General features: G+C 42.4%; 16 protein-coding genes. 7 read left to right on the forward strand and 9 right to left on the reverse strand.

Features of this window, described 5'->3' with window-relative positions; genetic code table 11:
* Window positions 1-22 precede the first annotated feature (22 nt).
* From ACM0OZ_RS27530 to ACM0OZ_RS27555, 6 genes are all read right to left on the reverse strand, one after another.
* Window positions 23-922 carry a glycosyltransferase family 2 protein gene (locus tag ACM0OZ_RS27530; RefSeq protein ID WP_414586014.1) on the reverse strand — a complete coding sequence of 300 codons (900 nt, stop codon included), beginning with the start codon at window positions 920-922 and terminating at the stop codon, window positions 23-25.
* Between the two features lie 97 nt (window positions 923-1,019).
* Window positions 1,020-2,270, reverse strand: a complete 1,251-nt coding sequence (locus tag ACM0OZ_RS27535; RefSeq protein WP_414586015.1) for a hypothetical protein — start codon at window positions 2,268-2,270, stop codon at window positions 1,020-1,022.
* Between the two features lie 93 nt (window positions 2,271-2,363).
* The gene (locus ACM0OZ_RS27540; protein ID WP_414586016.1) at window positions 2,364-3,764 is read right to left on the reverse strand and encodes an O-antigen ligase family protein; all 1,401 of its coding nucleotides are present in this window, start codon (window positions 3,762-3,764) and stop codon (window positions 2,364-2,366) included.
* A gap of 34 nt (window positions 3,765-3,798) precedes the next feature.
* Window positions 3,799-4,932 (reverse strand): glycosyltransferase, encoded by a 1,134-nt coding sequence (locus ACM0OZ_RS27545; protein ID WP_414586017.1) that lies wholly within the window; start codon window positions 4,930-4,932, stop codon window positions 3,799-3,801.
* Window positions 4,919-6,187: an oligosaccharide flippase family protein gene (locus ACM0OZ_RS27550; RefSeq protein WP_414586018.1), complete on the reverse strand. Its 1,269-nt coding sequence runs from the start codon at window positions 6,185-6,187 to the stop codon at window positions 4,919-4,921. The genes ACM0OZ_RS27545 and ACM0OZ_RS27550 overlap by 14 nt, the downstream gene beginning before the upstream one ends.
* A gap of 144 nt (window positions 6,188-6,331) precedes the next feature.
* Window positions 6,332-8,377, reverse strand: coding sequence for a polysaccharide biosynthesis protein (locus ACM0OZ_RS27555; RefSeq protein ID WP_414586031.1), 2,046 nt, complete (start codon window positions 8,375-8,377; stop codon window positions 6,332-6,334).
* A gap of 1,165 nt (window positions 8,378-9,542) precedes the next feature.
* On the opposite strand from ACM0OZ_RS27555, the gene ACM0OZ_RS27560 reads away from it, so the two are divergent.
* Window positions 9,543-11,858, forward strand: a complete 2,316-nt coding sequence (locus ACM0OZ_RS27560) for a response regulator (RefSeq protein WP_414586019.1) — start codon at window positions 9,543-9,545, stop codon at window positions 11,856-11,858.
* A 219-nt stretch (window positions 11,859-12,077) separates the two neighbouring features.
* Here ACM0OZ_RS27560 and tnpA read toward each other — a convergent pair whose 3' ends face one another.
* Entirely contained in the window at window positions 12,078-12,485 is a 408-nt protein-coding gene (gene tnpA, locus ACM0OZ_RS27565) for an IS200/IS605 family transposase (protein ID WP_414586020.1), read from the reverse strand.
* A gap of 97 nt (window positions 12,486-12,582) precedes the next feature.
* On the opposite strand from tnpA, the gene ACM0OZ_RS27570 reads away from it, so the two are divergent.
* Window positions 12,583-14,091: an RNA-guided endonuclease TnpB family protein gene (locus tag ACM0OZ_RS27570; protein WP_414586021.1), complete on the forward strand. Its 1,509-nt coding sequence runs from the start codon at window positions 12,583-12,585 to the stop codon at window positions 14,089-14,091.
* A 65-nt stretch (window positions 14,092-14,156) separates the two neighbouring features.
* Here ACM0OZ_RS27570 and ACM0OZ_RS27575 read toward each other — a convergent pair whose 3' ends face one another.
* Entirely contained in the window at window positions 14,157-15,788 is a 1,632-nt protein-coding gene (locus ACM0OZ_RS27575) for a CBS domain-containing protein (RefSeq protein WP_414586022.1), read from the reverse strand.
* A gap of 614 nt (window positions 15,789-16,402) precedes the next feature.
* Between ACM0OZ_RS27575 and ACM0OZ_RS27580 the strand changes: the two genes are divergently transcribed.
* From ACM0OZ_RS27580 to ACM0OZ_RS27590, 3 genes are read left to right on the forward strand one after another with little or no spacing between them, the layout of a single operon-like run.
* Entirely contained in the window at window positions 16,403-17,845 is a 1,443-nt protein-coding gene (locus ACM0OZ_RS27580) for a GAF domain-containing protein (RefSeq protein WP_414586023.1), read from the forward strand.
* Window positions 17,832-18,275 carry a response regulator gene (locus ACM0OZ_RS27585; RefSeq protein WP_414586024.1) on the forward strand — a complete coding sequence of 148 codons (444 nt, stop codon included), beginning with the start codon at window positions 17,832-17,834 and terminating at the stop codon, window positions 18,273-18,275. The genes ACM0OZ_RS27580 and ACM0OZ_RS27585 overlap by 14 nt, the downstream gene beginning before the upstream one ends.
* 13 nt (window positions 18,276-18,288) lie before the next feature.
* The gene (locus tag ACM0OZ_RS27590) at window positions 18,289-20,583 is read left to right on the forward strand and encodes a PAS domain S-box protein (protein WP_414586025.1); all 2,295 of its coding nucleotides are present in this window, start codon (window positions 18,289-18,291) and stop codon (window positions 20,581-20,583) included.
* Between the two features lie 382 nt (window positions 20,584-20,965).
* On the opposite strand, the gene ACM0OZ_RS27595 is transcribed toward ACM0OZ_RS27590, so the two are convergent.
* Entirely contained in the window at window positions 20,966-21,100 is a 135-nt protein-coding gene (locus ACM0OZ_RS27595; RefSeq protein ID WP_414586026.1) for a hypothetical protein, read from the reverse strand.
* Window positions 21,101-21,203: 103 nt separating this feature from the next.
* Here ACM0OZ_RS27595 and ACM0OZ_RS27600 point away from each other — a divergent pair, with 103 nt between their 5' ends.
* Window positions 21,204-22,430, forward strand: coding sequence for an RNA-guided endonuclease InsQ/TnpB family protein (locus ACM0OZ_RS27600; protein WP_414586027.1), 1,227 nt, complete (start codon window positions 21,204-21,206; stop codon window positions 22,428-22,430).
* A gap of 249 nt (window positions 22,431-22,679) precedes the next feature.
* The gene (locus ACM0OZ_RS27605) at window positions 22,680-22,865 is read left to right on the forward strand and encodes a hypothetical protein (protein WP_414586028.1); all 186 of its coding nucleotides are present in this window, start codon (window positions 22,680-22,682) and stop codon (window positions 22,863-22,865) included.
* Window positions 22,866-22,954 lie beyond the last annotated feature (89 nt).

Raw genomic sequence — 22,954 nt, forward strand, 5'->3', positions numbered from 1 at the left:
CTGTAACAATTGAGCTAAACCTTCACGAATATTGATAGCTGGGGCTCATCTCAGAACTTGTTAGGTCGTTATTCAATTGGTTCCAAACTTGTCTCCACTGAATCAGTTCTGCTGTCTCTACTGGAATACCCGCACGATGTCTAAGTATCTTGAAATCTAAACCTGTAGCCACAGCAAAAATATCTACTAAAGCTTTGGGGATTTGTTGTAACATACCATAGGCAAACACAAATCTTTTTTCTGCCAAGGCTTTTTGCATTAAAAATAGGGAATGATAATACCTACTAGATAGGCTCTTTTTCAGTGACAAAGACTCTACACGATAGCCATACAAAATATCAGGGATACATGCAAAGCGGCTATTTCTGTAACTCCGAAGTAAAATCTCTTGGTCTTCTATCCTAATAGCTTGTGGTTGATATTGATATTTACGGAACCACTCAATTTTTCCCATCCATGTTGGATGTGTCATTCCAAAGCCCCTCCAAGGATGATAACATATCTCAGCATGAGACTGTTTCACGAGAGACTTCCCTCTAGCCTCTCCATTGCTATGAAATATCATTGTTCCAGTTCCCAAAAGGTCAATATATGGGTGTTTTTCTAGATATTCAACTTGAACCTGTAAACGCTGAGGATAGGAAATATCATCACCATCCATCCGAGCAAAATATTTTCCTCTACTCATGGCAATAGCTTGGTTTAAGCGACTAGGAAGTTGTTGATTTAAACCATCTGCAATCACCTTAATTCGGGAATCTTGAAAACTCTTAGCTATTTCTAATGTTTTATCATTAGAACCATCATCAATCAAAATGAGTTCCCAGTTAGAGTAAGTTTGATTCAAGATTGATTTAACTGCCGATATTAAGGTCTTTTCGCAATTAAAGACAGGCATACCAATGCTAACTAGCTGCTGCATAATCAAACTCCAAAAAAGCTGAAATGTAATTGAATTTCAAAGATTGAAAATATTTGACAAGGAAATAAGAGTTTGAGGAATCAAAATTAGCGATCGCCTATTTTTTGCTATTGTTCAGTATCTTATAAACATGAACATCACCCGGTTTAATCAAACCGTTCAGTTTGTCTTTTTTAAAAACCATGCCTGAAGGACGTTCTGAAAACAGCGGTTGTGCTGAGCCTGTTACCTTAGCAGGAATTGTTATAGAAGCTTCTATAGTTTTTGTTGGAGATGTACTAAGTACAACTACATAAACATTGTTGCCATAAATCCATTGCCCAGCGAACAAATCATCAACTTTGGTATCTATCTTAGTGAAGCTACCGTTTAACAGCACTGGGCTAAGATTTTTGATTTCCGGTGCTAATGATTTCATTCCATTCCATAAATCTTTTTGTTGTGATAATTCCCATCCATCAAAAAAATACGAATAGTAAATAATACCTTTTACGCCATTGATGAGCGCTGAATATGTCATATTGCGTACTTCATGAAACTTCGGGGGTTTATTTTTCCAAGGGAATGTTTGCAAAAGAGCAATAATTGGTCGATTGTAGAAATTCCCTTTCTCATCTTGAAATGCAGACTGTATAGTGTAGTAACTACTACGTAAGGGTTTTGTCACGTTAGGATCGTTATCAATAGGATAAGATTGAAAACCAACAATATCAGAGACATTGATAAATTGGTTTACTCTCTTCGGGAACGCAGCAGTGACATATGTAATCCGACTGGGATCGGCATTTTTGACTTCAGTGTGCCAATTACTGATCATTTTTGGAGTAAATTTGTTGTTGGGATGATCCACATCATCAGCAATGTCCCACCCTATAATTATTGGTTCTTTTTTGTATTTATTAATAATCTCTAAACGAGAGTTATAACTAAAGTTAGGAAGAACTCGAACACCCAGCTTTTCTGCTACACCTAGAAAAACCTTATCACTTTCATAATTGCCACCAATTTCAGGATGAATGATATTGAATCCAGCAGCAGCAATTTCTTTTAAATGATTTAAGCGCTTGCTGTTTGTAGTCCTCCAATCAGGGCTTTTTTGAGAGTCATGGTAGAAGCCAAATGGAAAGAAAGGCTGATTATTTACCATAACAGTACCGTCATCTCGCAAATAAACTCGTAAATTAGAGGTTGTTTTGCTTGCTATTGCACTTGCAGACACTTGTACTTTATCTGCGCTAGCCCATTCAGAAGCCATATTGGTTGTGGTATCTGGCAGCTTTCTGTAGCCTGGAAGAACTGAAGTTAAAAAAGCTGTTAACACTATTGTGCCTTTCCAAAAAATGTTCATAACTTTATTTCTTTTATGAGACAGAATTCATACTTGTAAAGCTTCTAATATTACCGAGCACTTGCAATAGCTATTGACTGATATTGTGATGTGTTATCTTAGCTTTTTTAATCCAGGTTTTTGGAAATTTGTCTCATCTTTAGTTCTACATACCTCTTTGCGCAAGGCTATTGCTAAACAACAGAGATAAAATCCCAAAAAGTGTGCTAAAGCAGGAACCGGATAAAAAGTCTCCTGAGTTGTGGAACTTAACAACAAGGCAACACTTCCCCAAAAGATTGGTTTGCATCCTGCTTCATCTAAATACAAACATTTAAGTATTTGAGAGAATAAAAACACAGCTATTAATAAACCGAATATGCCTGTCTCCAAGATAATATGAAGGGGAAGCATATGTGCATTGTCACCAGAATCGAGCGCTGATCCAAAACCTGTTCCCACCAACCATCGCGTAGGTTCTTCATTTATAAAAGCAAGACGTTCTATCCAAATTTCATCTCGTCCACTTAAAGTTTCAGTATTATTGACTTCTAACAAAGTTTCTTGGCGCTCAAAAGTTGGATGATTAGATGAATTTAAGTCTAATGTTTGTAGACCAATAACTAAGCTAATTGTAGATATAATCCATGCAGTTGTTATTAATATTAATATATACTTTGGTTTTTGCCACCAATATATTATTGCCAAAAATAACATAGCTGCTAAGCCAGCGCGAGAATCACTCAAAAAACAGGCGATTATGGATACAAGCAGAAATATATTATTAGAGAATTCCTTTTGTTGATTTAATGCCAAGTGTATTCTCAAACTAACAAGCATAATCACTTGAACAGCTGTATAGGCATAATTGTAGCCAACAAAGCCTAAGCCCTTGCCACCGCCAGAACGTTCATAAGCCTCATAAAATATCCAAGGGCCATCTTTAGGCAAATGTGCAATAACTGTAGATAAGGGCACAATTCCGGTGTATGTCAACACAATTCCTAAACATACAAAGATGAAAACCCCATCAACAATACGCCTGAGAAAATTGATACGCTCTGGTGTGAGAGGTATATGTGCAGTTATGAAAAATACTAAAATGAATTGAACTAAGCGATAGATTTGGAAAATACCAAAATTAACTCCGATCGCCTGTTTCTCTCCTAAGGAGTCAAGATATAAAAGATATGATAAGACGCTTCCCAAAAAAACAACTATCAGTAAGAAAAAAATGTTCTTGCTGGAGTTAGATATTGAGAAATTACACCGAAAATTGAGCAAAAATATTAACACAAGTAGACCGATTGCAAAGTCGGAAAGGTAGGGCCAAAGTGCCCAAGAAGGACCAATAGGAAGGATGGGGATCGTAAAACTTTGGGACAGTAAGTAAAAACACAGCGCTAAAAATAACCACTTTGTGCGTTGCACCTCTAATAGTGGTGCAGTGCCAGAATTTTTTGGTTGAAGAGTTATATTGTGTGTGTTGGTATAAACTCTGGCATGATTTACCATAAAAAATCTCCACTTCTTGCATATTAATTAATATCTACTGACAAGTGCTATATAGAGATATGAGCTGTTGTATTGACTTAGTTATCGAAAAGTTAACTGCCCATTCTTTAGATTCGCAAGATAATTTATTTCTTAAATATTCATTGTTGAGGATTTTTAAAATATTGGCACAAGCAACTTCATCGTTATTAGGTGGAAACATAAAAGCGTGATGGCTGGGTGAGATAGCCTCGCGTATCGTCGGCAAGTTTGTAGCTACAATGGGTAGTCCAGCAGCAGCTGCCTCTATGGCAACAACCCCAAACCCCTCTTCTAAAGAAGGAAAAAAGAATAAGTCGGCAGCCAGCAAAAGTTCAGAAATATCTTCAACTCCTGTCAGAAGTGAAATATCATTTCGATGATGTATCTTCTCTTTTATGGTTTCCATAAGTTCACCATGAGAGCCTACCATCACAAAAGATACTTGAAGTTTATCTCGGTTAATCTGCTCGGCAATTCTTAACATTTGCAAATGATTTTTGTGGGCAGTTAAACGAGCCACGTATATAACAACAGGTTTGTCAATGGGTATGGCAAATTTTTGGCGTATAGCAATTCTGTCCACTTCCTTTGCAAAGTGGTTCAGTTTGACCCCATTGTATAAAATCTCTGTATGTTTACCAGAACAATCGCAGATTTTGCGAAAGGACTCTGAGCTATTTTTTGACGGACTAAGTATATGGGTAGCATATTCAGCTATCCATCTGGTCATGAACCACTGATATATGGGTCGAAGAAATTGCTTTTCCTTAATATCTGTCAGGGGATGTATGTGCGAGATTTTAACAGGGACTTTCTTTTGGTCTGCTAGGCGTAGTACAAAACCATCAAAAAGGTAAACTTGACTGTGAACAATGTCATAAGGACCATGCTCACGTAATATTCTTTTGAAGTTACGAGCATAAAGCCATGGTTGCGACAAATAAGGGCAGGGTATTATTTTGCTACCAAGCGCACGAACTTCGTCATCGTAAGCACAAGGCTGTGTTGTATGAACTAAAAAGTCTATTTGAAAGCGATCGCGGTCTATATTTTGCAAAACATTCATCAGCCAGGTTTCAATCCCACCGCGATTCATGCCCCCAACAACCTGGAGGATATGTATTGGACGCTGTTTAGTTAACATCATGGTTTTTACCATGCCTGTTGAGTTTGTGTAATGCATGAATGATGACTCCTAAACTGAAACCAGCTTGTACAATTGCAGCAATCATGAGTGCGATTCCTGCCCCTAGCAATCCCTGTTTGGGTAGCAACCATAGACAAGCTATGGCTGAAATACTTACCACCGCAACAAACAAAGGCATTTGGATGCGAAAGTATCGGGCTGCTGTCATTCCGTAGCCTAAGAAAGACGATATGTAGCCGATTGCCGCAGCAACCATCAGCCAGACAAACAAATTTATCTGTTCAGCATATTCAGGTTGATACAAAAGAGTCAGAATCTGCCGACCAGCAACAAGAGCTATTAAGACAGCGCCCCCACCCAGCACACCAGCAATCCCTACTAACTTGAAGAGCAGGCTGCGGAAAGCGAGACTATCTCCTGCCGCATAATGTTTGGCTAGTCTAGGACTAGCTGACTCTCCTAGCGCAAAAACTACCATATTCCCTGCTACCATCAAGTAGGCAAGAGCTGCAAAAATCCCCAGTTCCCGCTCGCCCAAATATTGCTCAATAAAATAACGGGGGATGTTGCTATTAAGTGAAATTAGCATCATCACAAACCCCAAAGGCAAGGCAAGGCGTACTAACTTTCTTAGTGTTTTCCGATGCAATTGAGGTCGCAATTGTGACGCGTTTAACATTAAGGCACCGCTACGAATGTCATACCCGATGAGAATCGCCGCCCAAGCAAAGACCAACCCAAGTACACCCCAAACAAGATTTCCTGATATGTACACTCCCATGCCCAGCAGGAGCAGTGATACAGGTCCTTTAATCATCAGCGATATGGCTATGCGATCCATCCGTTCGTACTGCTGCATCAGCCCGTAAAACACATCGCTAATAGACTCAAATGCCTTTGCCAATCCAACTAACAAGATCACTAATGATGTCTGCCAGCGATATCCAGCAGTGATGATTATTCCTATGATCACCAGAAGTGCTAACCCTGTTCCAATCAGCCTCAAGCCCAGGTAATCCCTAAAAAGATACTGTTTTTTAGCGTCTGTCGCCTGCACAGCTCGTAGTTGCAGGTTTGTGAACATGATTACTGGTGCAGTAATTGCCAACCCCAAAGTGAACTGTCCGACCATCTCCGGGCTACCCAGTTTAGCCATCACTATCAGCATCCCCCACTGACAAGCTGCATAGACAGCATTACCGATGAAGGTCCAGGAAAAGTTACGACGTAGTGTTAGTGGCTTAATTTGTTCCATTGCTGCGTAACTTCCTCACTTTAACAAGCTCTTTGATATAGTTTGCTCAAGTCTTGCTCTGACAGAATTTTATGGCTTTATGATGGTAGATTCTATTGTTTAAATACCTTTGCAAAGAAGCAAATTGTTGTGGTTTTCTCATCCTTACACACTACTTGGTTCTACTTTTGCCAGTATCTTCACGTTTTGCTGTGCCACGATAGTGATATTTTTTGCAGCGCTTTCGACCACCTTATTTTGTAAGTATTTGGCAGTGTATCCCGGCACTAGCTGCTCTAACAAAAACAAAATAGTATTCACATCATTTCTAACTGCTGCTTTCAACAATGCTTCTACACTGATATCCAAATTATTCGGAATAATCCGACTGGCATTTTTCACCAACAACAGTTTTTCGTGTTCGGTTAATTCGTATTCCTCTCCAGTAATAAACAATTCCTCAAATAGCTTTTCCCCTGGTCGCAATCCTGTAAACACTATTTCAATATCTTTGTTGACTTCGTATCCCGAAAGGTGAATAAGTTCCTTTGCTAAATCAACGATTTTCACAGGTTCCCCCATATTCAGCATTAACACTTCACCACCATGAGCAACTACCGTGGCTTGTAAGACGAGTTGAACCGCCTCTGGGATGGTCATAAAATAACGACGGATATCGGGATGGGTAACAGTGACTGGACCTCCTGCTGCAATTTGTTTTTTGAACGTAGGAACCACACTACCCCGACTGCCTAAAACATTACCAAAACGTACCGCCACATAAGGCTTACCACTGTCTCTTGCGGCTTTTAGGACTAACATTTCAGCAACTCTTTTACTCGCCCCCATGACATTGGTCGGATTAACCGCCTTGTCTGTGGAGATCATCACGAAATTTTTCACATCGTATTGCTGCGCCAACTCCAGTAAATTTTTTGTACCGATCACATTGTTGGTGATTGCTTCTGGTGGATTTAATTCCATTAAGGGGACGTGTTTATGAGCCGCAGCATGGAAAATCACGTCGGGTTGGAATTTCGCAAAAGCGTGTTTTAGTCTTTCGTAACAACGAATATCAGCAATGAACTCAGAAAGACGAGGGATATGTTCTTGTGCTTTACCGTCATTTTTGATGCTTTGCACAAGTTGTTCCAATTCTTGTTGGATATTGAACACAGAATTTTCTCCGTGTCCCACAAGCATCATTTCAGCTGGGCAGCACTGGAAAATTTGACGGCAAAGTTCGCTACCAATTGACCCACCTGCGCCTGTGATCAGTACTTTCTTTCCTTTGAGAAATCCGGAAACTCTCTCAATCTCTGTCTGTACGGGTTCGCGTCTGAGTAAATCCTCAATCCGGACATCTCGAATACTGTCTAAGCGGACGCGACCATTGAGGATTTCGTGTATCCCTGGTAAAGTGCTTGTGTGAATTCCAGTGACTTTGCAAATATCGACGATTTCTCGGATCACTCGTCCTGCGACTGTGGGCATGGCAATGATGACTTTCTGGATTTGCAGAGATTTCACAACATCAGGAATTTGGTGGCGATCGCCAACGACAGGTATGCCGCGAATGTGTGCGTTTAATTTTTCGGGATTGTCGTCAATAAAAGCCACTGGATAAAAACCTAGTTGCGGATTTGTTTGCATTTCTTGTACTAAGGAAACCCCTGCACTACCAGCACCAACGATCAACACCCGCTCCCGTAAGTTGAATAATGTGTGTCCCTGGTAGGTTCTTTCCACAACCCTCACACTGAAACGCAGTCCCCCAATGAAAATACATGAAAGCAAACCGTCAATATACGGAAGCGTTTGTGGTAGTGTATCTATACCAACATATGGTATGTATTGAATAATATTAAATAACACGGTTTCAATAACCACTGTAGCCGTCACTAGCATGACGATATATGTCACTTCCTCAATACTGGCATACCGCCAGTAACGCTTATAAAAACCAAAACTCCAAAATACAGAGAGTTTGACTATTAAAAACAGTATTGTGTCTTTTACTAAATCGGGTATGTGTTGTTCCAAGACAAGATGACCATTGAAAAGCAGAAGCAATGCTAACAAGGGTGTCATTAAAAAAACGACAATATCAAAAATCAGAAAATGGCGGTTTCTCAGCTTCAGCAATTGATCCAACAAAATGTTCATCAGGTTTTGCATGAAGGGGCGAGAAATTTTTAAGAAGAAATTCATACCTGTAATAACCTCTAGCGTAATCTGCACAAGCACCTAGCTTGTTTAGAGATAACTATGCTCAAAGCAGAGAGAATACAGTCAATTAACTAACCTAGAAACAACATTCAGATCTGAAGAGATATCTTTTTTGGCATATGCGATCGCCTCCGGCACTGGTACCTTTGCAATCGCAATTATGCGGGCACTCCATGCCCGGAGCGCACAGCACGTACTCTATGAAAAGCCACCGATGTGGCTGTATGAATCGAGGGATCTGAAAGTGGTTTTGGAATGCTGTGTTTGTATTAGGCTAAGGATGCTCTTAAGAGCAATCTTCAACTATGCGCTATTCAACTATGCCCTTACCCTGCGAAATGACCTGGTTATTCATACGCGATGCAACGGTATCAGCGCAATAGTTAACGAATGATAATAAAGATTGTTGTGGCATATAGCACCCTTCACTTACTGGGTTGTTTCTCATTGATGAGAGTTTGGTTCAAAACACACTTGAAGGAACTGTAGACTAATAGTTCCAATTCCTTTTCTGTGTACATCAAGATATTCAGAGGCAAAGACTTAAGATGTCCTTACTTTCAAAAATAAACTTAAAATTTGGGACACTTGTGAGGAAAATATAAAAATAAAATTAAATCAATCATATCATTATGAATAATCAGCTAACTTATAATTGGAGTATGACAGCATAAGTTCTTTAACTGAATTTCAGTTAAGTTCACTTTCTTTCCAATATAATGGGGATTCAACTGTAAACTTTTTCAAAACTATCCTGAACCCTAGTATACCCTTTTGCAGATACTACGTAAATAGGTCAAAGAAGAGCGCAAATCCATTTAAATACGTTAAAAAGCTTTTGTAGTAAGCGAATGTTACTTTAACTGTCAGCCCAAATTTTTTATGGCTACCTATTGGAAGAAGTTTTCTCTATCAAGAAAAAGAAGAAGATAACACCAGATTCTATTTCTGGAACTTATTGGCTGTACTATTAGTTAGCCTATTGGTATCATTTAGAAATTTTTCTTTCAATTTAATACATACCTTCTTATTTATGCATAAACAGAAGGTAAGAAAAACAGCTTATTTTTTACTCTCGATTCATACTTCATAAATGATTGTGAACTGTTAACGTAGTCAACACCAGAATTTGGAGGCATTAGCAACAATGCGAATTTTGCTTGTAGAGGATGACGAGTTGATGAGCAAACCACTCACTACACTCCTCAAGTACCAAAATTATGTAGTTGAAGTTGCCACAGATGGTCAAATTGCTTGGGACTTAGTAGAAGCCTTCAACTATGATTTAATCTTGCTTGATATTGTGTTGCCTAAAATCGATGGTATTACCCTTTGCCGACGGTTGCGCTCACAGGGTTTTAAAACACCTATCCTCTTGCTGACAGGTCAAAATAGTAGTAACAATAAAGCAATAGGGCTAGATGCAGGGGCAGATGATTATGTTGTCAAACCCTTCTGTTCTGAAGAATTAACTGCTCGTATCCGTTCTTTACTACGTCGGTGTAGTTCTGCTCCATTACCCGTGCTGGAGTGGGGAAGCTTACGCCTTGATCTGAGTCGTATTCAGGTACACTATGAAACGCATCCTATACACTTAACCTCTAAAGAGTATGCTCTGTTAGAGTTGCTTATGCGACATCCTCAGCAAGTGTTTAGTTGTGATGCAATTCTTGAACGTATTTGGTCATTTAAGAACACACCAACAGAAGAAGCAGTCAGAACTCAGATTAAAGGTTTGAGGCAGAAATTGAAGACGGTAGGAGCAGATCCTAATTTCATCGAAACTGTTTATGGCGTTGGGTATCGTCTGAAAGCACCACAAACAAAACCTTCAAACAACCTGTATGACAAAACAGAAAACAGACAACAGCAGCAGACAGTATCATCATTAACTGGGTTGAAGAATCGGTTTAGAGAAAGAATTAATCAGTATATGTCCGTGCTTGAACAAGCAGCCACTGCCTATTTGCAAGATACACTGACTCAGGAACTATGTATTTTAGCAGAGCAGAAAGCTCATACACTAGCAACTTTATTATGTAATTTTGGTTTAAACAAAGGCTCCCAATTAGCACGTACAATCGACCACTACCTACAACTCAATCAGTCTTGTGGAACCAAAGAAGCTAAGCACCTGCATAAATTGGTGCTTGCTTTACGTAAAGAAATAGAGTGTTCTCCCCAAGGATTCGTTTCAAAATCTGCAAGTCATAAGGACGACCCTCCCAAGTTATTAATCGTTGACAGCGATTGCCAACTGACTCGTGAATTAGTTATCAAAGCACAAACTCAAGGAATCGTCGCAGAAGTCGCAACAAACTTGTCCGAAGCCAGAGAGAAAATTTACCGTACTCGTCCGAATGTGGTGTTACTTGATCTTGTTGTTGGGAAAACAACCCAAGAGAGTCTAGCCCTATTGGCAGAACTGTTGCTGCAAAAACCACCAGTGCCTTTTTTGGTCTTTACAGCTAAGAACAATCTAGAGGATCGCATACAAGTAGCTCGATTGGGTGGACGCACTTTTTTACAAAAGCCAATACCTGCACATGAAGTTTTACAGACAGTCATGCACGTATTGCTACCAATCGACATAAAAACAGAAGCAATGGTTATGGTTGCAGACAATAATTCCCAGCTTTCAGCAACTTTAGGTAGTTTACTAGAGCCTTGGGGAATTAAAGTAAGTAACTTAGGCGATCGCCAAAATTTTTGGCAGGCTTTGGAAGTATCTGCACCAGATTTGCTGATAATCAACCTTGAGATGCCTGATTTGAAAGCAATTGAATTGTGTCAAGTGGTACGAAATGATATGCGGTGGGGTGGATTACCTATTTTACTGCTTACTGATCGCCTAGATGCCAATACTATCCATCAAGCTTTTGCTGCTGGCGCAGATGACTGTGTCAGCAAGTCTATGGTTGGACCAGAATTAGTGACTTGCATCCTCCAGCGCCTAAAACGTATCAAGTTGCAGCGGAACTTAGGTGAAATTGATCCCCTGACTAGACTATACAACCGACATCGGGCGACTGAAGACCTGAATAAGTTGCTGCGGTTGTGTCTACGGCACAATCAACCTATGTGCTTGCTTATCTTGGACTTGAACAACTTTAATCAGGTTAACAATACTTTCGATCCTGCAACCGATAATGCTGTATTGCGCCAACTTGGACAACTGCTACAGCAATTATTTCGTGAAGAAGATGTTGTCAGCCGTTGGGATAAACAAGAATTTGTGGTAGGTATGTATGGCATGACCCGAGATCATGGACATCAACGACTCGTTCAAGTTCTAGAAATTTTAGACAAGCAAGAGTTTAGTGCGATCGACAACAGCAAATTTCGGATAACTGCTAGCGCTGCTGTAGCTCAGTATCCTGAAGACGGGAGTGACTTACAGTCATTGTATAAATCGGCTAAAGGACTTCTAAAAAATAAATTACCCAACAAAAAAGGATGTTAAGTCTTCTCTAGCTCTCGATTTAGGAATTTTAAGTTTATGGCGCACTTAAGACACGTTTAATGGTATCCAATAATTCCTGAATCATGTAGGGCTTGGACACCGAAAAACTAGCGGGAGCGTGGTAGCCCCGAAATACGAGACTCAAGAAATTAAATGAATTGAGTCTTGTATGTTATTTATATCGGGGTGGAAACGCGACACGGGCTGTTTTAACAGCCGTCATTTGTAATGATGAGGGTCATTAATATATTTCTCGATTACCGCAGAGCTAACCTTTCTTGTAGTGTCGTAGAAATACGCATGAGTCCACAGCGTTGGTAGTTTAAGCAAATGTGGAAATTCTTGCCTGAGGTAACGCGATGACCTTCCTTTAAATGCTTTAACGATTGAATTAATTGGTGTGTTCGGGTCGTATTCCACTAGCACGTGAACATGGTCGGGTGCGATTTCAAGACATTTAATTATCCATCCTTTCTCGTTTGCAACCTCGGTTAAGATTTGACTTAGGCGAAGTTTAACCGCTTCTACCAAAACAGGTTTTCTACGTTTAGGAATCCAGATTAAATGTACTGTGGCGCTTCCTACTGAGTGGTTATTGTGTCGGTACTGTTTATCACTTTCTTTCATAATTAGTTTGTATATACCAGGAACCTATTGACATATATCTTAGTCAAGGTTATTGTAGAAGGCAACAAGCTATATACAAACCAGGAGGTGATTAGATATGCCACGGAGTACTAAACCATCATTCGTTTTGGAACTGCCTTTAAAGGTTGACAGCAAACAAGATTCAGAATTGCAAGCAAGGTTTAATGCGGCTATGCGGCTGTACAACAATGTGCTTGGAGAAGCTAAAACACGGATGGAATTAGTGAAAAATTCCGAGGCATATCAAGCAGCTAGAAAAATACCACGAGACAAAAAGAAAGAGCGTTCTGAAGCTTTTAGTAAAGCACGCGAGGCTTACAGATTTACAGATTACGACCTACAAGCTTATGCAAATCGAGCCGCTAAGGATTCTAAGTGGATTGCTGAAAAGATTGACTCAAACACTCAACAAAAGTTAGCAACTCGTGCATTTAAAGCTGTTGAACGTGTTCTTTTTGGTAAAGCAAAAGACGTGCGGTTTAAGGTTGATAGTCGATTTCGTTCTATTGAAGGTAAAACCAACAAGCAAGGTATTAGATGGAAAAGCAACCATGTTGTGTGGTCTGGATTAGAGCTATTAGCAATTATTGATTTCAACAATGAAGTCATTAAGCATGGTTTATCATGTCCTGTCAAATATTGCAGAATCATTCGCCGTACCTTCGGAGGTAAACGTCGCTGGTTCGTGCAACTTGTTTTAGAAGGTTTTCCCTTCCAAAAACTAGAGAACTATATATCTAATGGTGTAATAGGGCTAGACCTCAATATATCCAATATCGCGTACGTTGCAGATAACCACGCTGGATTACTACCATTTGCGGATAAAGTTCCTACATATCAGAAGGAGATAACCGCATTACAACGACAGATGCAACGTTCGCAACGTGGCTTAAATCCTGATAACTTTGAACCGGATTTTAAAGCGCGTAGAGGACGTAAAACTGTTACCAAGAAAGGCAAAGTCAAGAAAGGTAAGCGCCAGTGGAAGAAGTCCAACAATTACCGCAAAGCCGCACGGAAGAAACGCGAGTTAGAACGTCGTAAAGCGGCGTATGCCAAGTCTCAAAATCGTCGTGTTGTTAACGAAATCTTGAGACATGGCAATAACATCAAGACAGAAAATGTTAGTGTCAAGGGATGGCAGAAAAGGTATGGAAAAGCTATTTCTGCTAAATCTCCTGGGTTTGTTCAATCAGAATTGAAACGTAAGGCTGAAAGTGCTAACGGTTCGTTCACAAAGTTCTCTACTCAAAAGACGGCACTGAGTCAAACTCACTTGGACGGTAGCCGCATCAAAAAATCCTTGTCGGAGCGAGTTCACCGTGATGTAACCGGGATTCCAGAGCATCACCGTGATTTGTTTAGCGCTTTTTTGAGTAGGCATGTTAATCAGGACAAGTTGTCATTGCAGGATGCTCTTAACGAGTATCCAAGGGCGGAGTCGCTCTTGTTGGAGGCATGGCAACGTTCAATAAACCGCAAGCAAGTAGGCGCGTCCGAAAGCAGGAAGGCTGATTCTCCCTTAGAGCGGTTCTCCTACGATGGCGAAACATCTAACCAGATAGCGATAAGAGCGAAAAGTTAGAATGCATCTCGCCCGAATCCGCGCACCGCGATAGTCGCGGAGTGGCTCAACAATACCACTAGCTTCTAGAAGCTTGTGGTTAGATGAGAGCCCGCTAATGGCAAGGTAAACTGCCACTGGCGATCCAGTGCTAAGAAGCCATCGGTGATCCTTTCGAGAATATTGAAGATTCGGTTTTTTGCTGCCTCTGCCTCCGCACGGGCTACCTGCTCTTGAGTAAGAAGTCGTTGGCGCTGTTGTTCTGCTTGTTTGCGTTCAGTAATGTCGCGGACTACGGCAAGAAAACCATGAGCAGTACCGTTATCATTTGTCAATATGCAGAGCGATGACTCAACGTAAATTTCTTCTCCGTTCTTTTTGCAATGAATATTCTCTCCTTGCCAAATCCCTCTCGCTGTCAAAGCATTATACGCAGCCTGTTCATCCTCTGCTTTGATCCACCGATAGTGATAAACTTCTTCCAACCTGCGACCAAGAACTTCCTCAGCCTTAAAGTCGTATAATTGTTCCGCTGCTTGGTTCCAATAAGTAATGCAATTTTGAGAATTAATCGCAATCACAGCATCGTTCACCCGAGACAGAACATAAGCTTGAAACTTGATTTGTTCTTCTGCCTGCTTGTGATTCTCAATTTCCCTCTGTAGTAGCGCGTTTGCTCCCGAAAGCTCAGCCGTGCGTTCCTGTACCCGTCTTTCTATCTCCTCAGTAGCTTGGTACAGTTGCTGGTTGACCTGCTTTAATTGGATCGTCCGCTCTTCTACTTGTTGCTGTAATGCTGTAATAACACCAAATATTTCCATACGGTCAAGCACTTGCAGAAAGTGAGTCTGAGTGATCAGCCCCACGAGTTCACCTTGATTCCCAGTCACGACTAATCGCCGCAGGTGCCTGCGTTGCATTTCCTGATGGGCAGCCCACAAGGAATCCTCAGGGTTCAGACAAAACAACGGTGTACTCATTACAGCCTGAGCTTGAGTTTGGGCTAAATTTAGCTCCAAAAGTTGAAATTGCACAATATCTCGCTCAGTAATGATTCCGATTGGGATAATGCGATCAACAGCGTCTGTTTCTGCAATTACCACACAACTGACGTTTCTGGTGTTCATAAGCTGAGCGACACTGAGTACTGATGCATGCAAAGGCGCATGAATGACCTGAGTGATCATGACCTCTGATACACGTCGTAACTTGAGGATATGGCTCGGTTGCAAAACTTGACGAATAATTTCGGGTGTGACAAGTCCTACTAATTGACCTTGGTCATCCACAATTGGTAGATGACGAATCCGATGCTGACGCATGAGTGACAACGCCGTCAAGACATTCTCAGCTTGGGATTGCACCAGAGTGATGAGTTGTTGTGTCATCACTTCAGCAATGCTAACTTTAGATAAATCAACTCCTGTAGCGGTGAGCCTGACGACATCTCGCTCTGTGAATATCCCCACTAAGAGCGACCCTTCCACCACCAAGACACAGCTAGCTCCTTCCTGACTGAGTCGCATTGAGTCAGGTAACGAATGGCATTTCGGTAGTAGATAAGTACTGCCGAGTGCTTGGCTCATTAAGGCAATGGCATCCACCACAGGAGTCTGTGGCGCAACTGTTAAGCCAGAGCAGTCAATGACATACTCTAAAGTGGGCAATTCAAAAGATAGAGGATCAACTGCTTGGTTAATTTCCGTTCTAGGTTGCATACTTTTTTTGGTTGGCAATGTATAGTCATATAGTCAGGGTCGTTCGCTGCAAATTACGATTTTCGGTTTATACAGATTGTTTATTAAGTCATGCTCACTACGTAAGTCGTTACCGTAACCAATGATGAGAAATGAAGGGTAAGTATTAGTGAGAACTTTGTTCATGATCCTAGCCACATTTCAGACATTGCTCGAGTAGGTTTCCAGATAGTGCGGAACTCACATTCTAAAGTTAGGCGAAAAATTTGAGGAACTTGTGAGGTCACTCAACAGTACTAACCGGACAACTTTTACCTAGTTTTATTTATCAATTAGATCAAAAGGCGATTACGCGAACGGTGAGTAAAATATTTTTAAATCAAGATAAAGTATTTTAGAGAAGCTAATGAGAGTAGGATAATGAAGATATTTCGTGATGGCATCTCCTTACCCAACTTCTTATAACAATTGAAAAAGTCTAACCCATTTAAGTTATATTATCTTTCTAAGAAACTATTGCATCCGCGTGCTAAGCCCTTAAATTTGTGAAACACTCTCAGCATCTCTCTGAATCTGGCTGACGCAAGTGTTTGGCTTATTTCTCGTAAATTCCCTGACCTAACTAGCGCAGACAAATGAACCCAGAGATATTGGTAAGGTTGCAAAACTTGTGTCGAGATCAGGCGGCATTTGAGATGCTCAAGCAGATCCTGGCAGAAGAAACCCAACAATTCGAGCAGGAAATCAATCAGGCGCATTTCCGGGTGGAGCAACAGAAGGCATTGTTCCGTGTGATTACCCGTCTGCGGCAACCTCTAGATACGGAAACGATTTTTCAAGCCACAGCTAGTGAGGTTCGCCAACTCTTGAAAGCAGATAGAGTGGGTATGTTTCGCTTTTATCCAAACTCAGGTTGGAATGATGGGGAATTTGTTTCTGAGGACGTGGATCAAGCTTTTAGGTCCGCTATGGCGCAAAAAGTTCACGACCATTGCTTCGGGGCTCAGTTTGCAGTTCATTATCAGCAAGGTCGGATTCAAGCGGTTTCAGATATTTACAATTATGGGCTGAGCGACTGTCACATTCAGATTCTGTCGCAATTTCAGATACGGGCAAACTTAGTAGTACCGCTCCTGCAGGGTCAGAATCTTTGGGGATTGCTTTGTATTCACCAATGCCGCGCTCCTCGAGAGTGGCAAGCGACAGAAATCGAGTTTGTCACCCAAATTGCTAGCCATTTGGGGGTGGCCCTCCAGCACGCAGAACTTCTGGCTGACCTGCAGGCGGAAGTGCAAGAACGCCAGCAGGCTGAGCAAGCAGTTCAATCTCTAAACCAGGGGCTGCAACGAGCAATCATTGAACTGCAGGCAGTCAATAAGGAGTTGGAAGCTTTTAGCTACTCTGTCTCCCATGACCTGCGTGCTCCTTTACGTAGTATTGATGGCTTCAGTCAAGCTTTGCTGGAAGACTGCCACGACCAGCTGAACGCAAACGGGCAGGACTACCTGCGGCGAATTCGGGCAGCCACTCAACGGATGGGGCAATTAATCGATGACCTCCTCAACCTATCCCGAGTTACGCGCAGCGATATGTACTTGGAACCTGTGGATCTGAGTCTGTTAGCTAGTGGTATCTGTACTGAGTTACAGCAGAGTCAGCCAGAGCGGCAGGTAGAGTTTGTGATTCAAACAGGGCTGTTAGCCCAAGGAGATATCCGTCTACTGCGAGTGTTATTGGTGAATTTACTGAATAATGCCTGGAAATTTACCTCTAAGCATACTCAGGCACGGATTGAGTTTGGAGTGAGCAAGAGCGAAAGCGGCGTCCCAGTCTACTTTGTTCGAGATGATGGCGCGGGCTTTGATATGATCTACACTAACAAGTTATTTGGACCCTTCCAGCGATTGCACAATATGAGAGACTTTCCAGGTAATGGAATCGGACTAGCTACGGTGCAGCGGATTGTGCATCGGCATGGCGGTCGGGTCTGGGCAGAAGGAGAAGTGGAACGGGGGGCTACTTTTTACTTCACATTAGTAGCAGAGGAGGCAGGGGTGAACCAGCATGAGCGAGGGTAACAAAATAATTCTTCTAGTGGAAGATAATCCGGATGACGAAGCTTTGGCAATCAGAGCCCTGAAGCGCAACCATATCAGCAATGAGATCGTGGTGGCTCATGATGGGGTTGAAGCTTTGGATTACCTGTTTGGCACTGGCGTTCATGCCGGACGGGATATCAGCGTCAAGCCTACGGTGATTTTACTGGATCTGAAACTGCCCCGTGTTGATGGTATTGAAGTGTTACGTCGCTTGCGGGAAGACGAACGCACTAGTTTGCTACCTGTGGTGGTTCTAACCACCTCCAACGAAGAACAAGATCTGCTTGATAGTTACAGCCAAGGGTGCAACAGTTACATCCGCAAACCCGTGGATTTTATTCAGTTTTCCGAGGCGATTCGGCAACTGGGGATGTACTGGCTTCTGATGAATGAACCACCGCCTGTTTAGGGAGCTACTCAAGATGAGCCCTTACTTACGTGTTCTGATTGTCGAAGATTCTGAAGATGATACTCTCTTGGTCTTAAGGGAGCTACGTCGGGGTGGCTATACCCTGGACTATGTTCGGGTAGATACCCCGGCAGCAATGCAGGCAGCTCTTGATCAACAGTCATGGGACATCGTAATTGCAGATTACAATATGCCTGCTTTCAGTGCCCCAGAAGCTCTTAAACTCCTCCAGAGCCGGAAGCTAGATTTACCATTTATCATCGTCTCCGGCACTATTGGCGAGGAGATTGCCGTCGCTGCAATGAAAGCTGGAGCACATGACTACCTGATAAAAGGTAATCTCGCCCGCTTGGTGCCTGCAGTGGAGCGGGAGTTGCGGGAGGCACAGGAGCGGCACAAAAGGCATAGTGCGGAACGGGCTTTACAGGAAAGCGAAGAGCGGTTTCGCCAATTGGCAGAGAACATTATTGAGATGGTTTTCTGGATGTCAGACCCTGGAGAGCGTCAGCGACTCTACGTTAGCCCGGCATACGAAAACATCTGGGGACGCTCCCGTGAGAGCTTGTACGCCAACTTTATGGAATGGCTAGAGGCGATTCATCCCCAGGAGCGGCAACACATTGAGACGGTCTTCTTAGAGCAGTCATTGGCGGGCACCTATGACGAGGAGTATCGCATTATCCGTCCCGATGGCTCATTGCGATGGATACGAGACCGGGGTTTCCCTATTAGGGACAAATCTGGTGAACCCTATCGAGTTGTTGGAATTGCGGAGGACATTAGCGATCGCAAGCTGGCAGAACAACAAATCCGCGAACAAGCTGCGTTGCTGGATGTCGCTACTGACGCAATTTTTGTTCAAGATTTGGAACAGCACCTCTTATTCTGGAATAAAGGTGCTGAGCGCTTGTACGGATGGCAAGCAGCAGAAGTCCTTGGTAGGAGCGCCCAGTCGCTTCTGTACAAATCTGAGGAAACTGTGCCGCAATTTGAAGCAATACAGACAATACTGGCAGCCGAGGGTAAGTGGCAGGGTGAGTTGCAGCAAGTTACAAAAGACGGCAAGAAGATTATTGTGGAAAGTCGCTGGACGCTTGTGCGCGATGTAGCTGGCAACTCCAAATCGATTCTAATTGTTAATACTGATATTACTGAGAAAAAACAACTCCAAGCACAGTTTCTGCGAACTCAACGGTTGGAAAGCTTAGGTACTCTCGCTAGCGGCATCGCCCACGACTTCAACAATATCCTCACTCCCATTTTGGCAGTTGCTCAACTGCTGCCCCTCAAATTCCCTAACCTTGATGCGAACACTCAGGAACTGCTAAGGATGCTGGAAGGCAGTGCTAAGCGTGGTGCTGATTTGGTGACGCAAATTCTGTCGTTTAGTCGTCGAGGAGTGGAAGGAAGCCGCACCATCATCCAGACTAGGCATTTGCTTTCAGATGTGGTACAGGTCGCTCAAAGAACCTTCCCAAAATCTATCGAAACCCAAACTAATATAGCACCCAATCTTTGGACAGTTTTTGCAGATGCAACTCAACTTCATCAAGTGCTGATGAACCTAACAGTCAATGCTCGTGATGCTATGCCCGATGGCGGTATCCTGGAGATGAGCGCCGAAAACCTTTGGGTTGATGAAAGTTATGCTCGTATGCATGTGGATGCTGAGGTAGGCTCATACATTGTGATTACTATTACTGATACTGGAAAGGGCATTCCGCCAGAAATTATGGATCGCATTTTTGATCCCTTTTTCACCACTAAAGAGGTCGGTAAGGGAACTGGTCTAGGACTTTCCACTGTAATGGGGATTATTAAAAGTCACGGCGGTTTTGTGAATGTTTATAGCGAGGTGGGAAAGGGAAGTTGCTTTCAGGTGTATTTGCCGAGTAGCCAAGTCACTGAAACTCCAGCACCAACCGATGTAGAACTACCAAATGGTCATGGGGAATTGATTTTGGTGGTAGATGACGAAGTTACTATCTGCCAGATCACTAAAAGTACCTTGGAAAGCCATAATTATAAGGTTTTAACTGCCAGTGATGGAATTGAGGCACTTGCACTCTACGCTCAGTACAAGGATGAGATCAGTGTGGTGTTGATAGACCTGATGATGCCAGGTATGGATGGCTCTACCACGATTCTCACGTTGCAACGCATGAATCCCCAGGTACAAATCATTGCAATGAGCGGACTGATGAGCAATTGGACGACTCCTCAAAAGAGAAGTTTTGGCATCGAATACTTCTTGTCAAAACCCTTCACAGCTCAAGCATTACTGAGTACCCTGCGGGAGGTGCTTTAATATCAAATGTCCCTTCAGCCGTCTGCTGTCTAGTCCCTGCCTTTCAAGGCAAAGCGAAAGCGGGTGCTGTCACTGCTTTAGCTTGTTCGGGCAGAAGCCCCGCGCTGTAATCTTTGATTCAGCGACGGGATGAATGCTCGGACAAAAAGAGTGCGACCCCAGACCGATATCAAGTTCATCTTGATCAAGGGACGGGTTAAGAAGAACACAGAACACAGAACGCTAGTTACAGAATATCCCCACAAGGGGAATCCGGGGGTATGGCAACGCGGAAGACTTTCTTTTTTTCCACGAATCAATTCGGGGGCTTGGAACCAGTTCTCACCGAAGCTGAACTCTTAATTCAGCAAGGAGAAAACGCGTTTAACATTCTGACGAATGATTAGTAGCGGATGATTCTTTCTTGGTCAGCGCTCTTTTTGTCTATCTCCGGAATGTTCAATGAGTCAATAAAGTCTTCGATAATGTGGGTCATTGTCGTGTCTTTCATTGCGGCATATAATCGCAGTTTATCCATTCTTGGCTTGCTGATCCGGATTCGGAAATAATCTTATTTCATAAATTATCCTCATTATCTCCTCGGCATGCTAGCATAGATGCATCAAAGAGGTTACAGACAAGTGAGAACAGCGTACCAATACAAATTACGTCCAACAAAACAGCAAGCGCAAGAAATAGATAGATGGTTGTCTATGCTTTGCGCTCAATACAACTATTTGTTGGCAGACAGGTTTAACTGGTACGAGCAAAATCGTTGTCCAATCAATGCTTGTCCTCTTGTATGTCACATTCCTGAATTAAGGGATAATCCAGATTATTACAGCCAGAAGAAAACATTACCATTACTCAAGAAGACTCATCCTGATTATAGTGATATTCATTCACAAGTTTTGCAGGATGTAGTCAAGCGAGTTAAAGTAACTTTCGACCGTTTTTTAAGTGGAGATAGCAACGGTAAGAGAAGCGGTAGACCTCGCTTTAAATCTCGTGACCGTTACCGGACTTTTACTTATCCACAGATCAAGGATGATTGCATTCAAGAAAGCGTGATATCCTTGCCAAAACTAGGAAATATTAAGCTAATTTTGCATCGTCCTTTACCTGATGGTTTTAAAGTAAAGACAGCATCAGTTACAAAGAAAGCTGATGGTTACTATTTGGCTCTAAGTCTTGAAGACCCGACAGTTCCCACTGTCAAACCTGATATTAATCCTGATTCAATAACAGGAATTGATATGGGTTTAAAGGAGTTTTTGACAACTGCTGACGGCGAACCTGTAGCTATTCCTCAACACTATCGCAAAGCCCAAAAGCGTTTACGTGTAATTCAAAAGCGGGTATCGCGTCGCAAAAAAGGCAGTAACCGTAGACGTAAAGCAGTAAAACAGTTGGGTAAGCAACATAAGAAAGTTGCTGACAAACGCAAAGATTTCCACTTCAAAACAGCAAAACAACTGCTGTCCAAATATGACGTTGTTGCTCATGAAGACCTCAACGTAAAAGGACTTTCAAAATCCAGACTAGCAAAGTCTGTGCATGATGCCGGATGGTCAAGCTTCCTATCAATACTTACAAACAAAGCCGAAAATGCTGGTTTGTTGGTAATCGCTGTGAATGCTTCTGGTACAAGCCAAGATTGCTCTAGTTGTGGGGTGAAAGTTCCCAAGAAGTTGCATGAACGTTGGCATTCTTGTCAATGCGGTTGCAGTCTTGACCGCGACCATAACGCAGCAATAAATATAAAAAACAGAGCGCTGGGGCATCGCGTTCTTAAAGCTCGGTCAATGTCCGACGGGATACCGGGAGTCGCCGAGAAGCCTACACTGTACTGCTTGCAGTCAGTGTAGGAGTATGTCACTTTGGTTGCCCCTATATAGAAATGGTCAGCATGGGGCATCGGCACGACCTTAAACGGACGCTTAGCGACTGTAAGACTACTTTTGTAGCGCGTTGCTGTGAGCCGTCAAGAATCACCGACCATGCGCGGGCGGTGAGTATGTCAAATCAGCGAAGGGACAACAAGCAAGAGGAGTCAAGAGTGCAATAGCATGGAAAAAGTAGCGCTGCACAGGAGCAGGTAATCCCGCAACCATGTCTTGAGTGAAACGATTTTCTGCTGGCACTTCTTCGAGTGCTTGCCAAATCCTACTAACTTCTTTGTTGCCCCCGGATCACCTTCATCAGCGTTACAGATGACAAATTTGCGATCGCCCTTGGCGGGGCTTTGCCCATCACAAGGATACTTGGGAAGTGTCAGTATTAATACTGGATTACCTTTATAAAACTTGGTAATCCTATGGGATTAACTTTTTGATGACTGGAGTTTAGACTAAAAGTCGGCGCTCACTCCCATAACAGTTCAACTGTACTA

The sequence above is a fragment of the Scytonema sp. PCC 10023 genome, assembly GCF_963920835.1.
In the GTDB taxonomy this organism is placed as follows: Bacteria; Cyanobacteriota; Cyanobacteriia; order Cyanobacteriales; family Nostocaceae; genus Kalymmatonema.